Origin of the sequence: Xanthobacter autotrophicus (genome assembly GCF_030015065.1) — a bacterium.
Classification (GTDB): Bacteria; Pseudomonadota; Alphaproteobacteria; order Rhizobiales; family Xanthobacteraceae; genus Xanthobacter; species Xanthobacter autotrophicus_D.
In genome coordinates this window covers 1-394 of record NZ_JAIVFN010000546.1, presented here as the reverse complement: position 1 = coordinate 394, position 394 = coordinate 1, and the positions used below count along the sequence as shown (strand labels likewise).

General features: G+C 60.7%; 1 pseudogene. It reads right to left on the bottom strand.

Annotated elements, in window-relative coordinates:
* Nucleotides 1-89: 89 nt before the first annotated feature.
* A pseudogene (sucC, locus tag K9U40_RS24450) lies at nucleotides 90-394 on the bottom strand (succinate--CoA ligase subunit beta); the annotation flags it as partial.

Genomic DNA, 394 nt, shown 5'->3' with positions numbered 1-394 from the left:
GTGTGGAACTGGCCCGTCTTGCCCGTGATGCCTTGGGTGATGACCTTGGTGTCTTTGTTGATGTAGATCGACATGAGTGTTCTCCGGGCTTACTTGACGGCGGCAACGATCTTCGTCGCGGCTTCGGCCATGGTGTCTGCGGCGATGATGGGCAGGCCGGATTCGGCCAGCATCTTCTTGCCCAGCTCTTCGTTGGTGCCCTTCATGCGCACGACCAGCGGCACGTTCAGGTTCACGGCCTTGCAGGCGGTGATCACGCCGGTGGCGATGGTGTCGCACTTCATGATGCCGCCGAAGATGTTCACCAGGATGCCTTCGACCTTGGGGTTCTTCAGCATGATCTTGAAGGCTTCGGTGACCTTCTCGGGGGTGGCGCCGCCGCCCACGTCCAGGA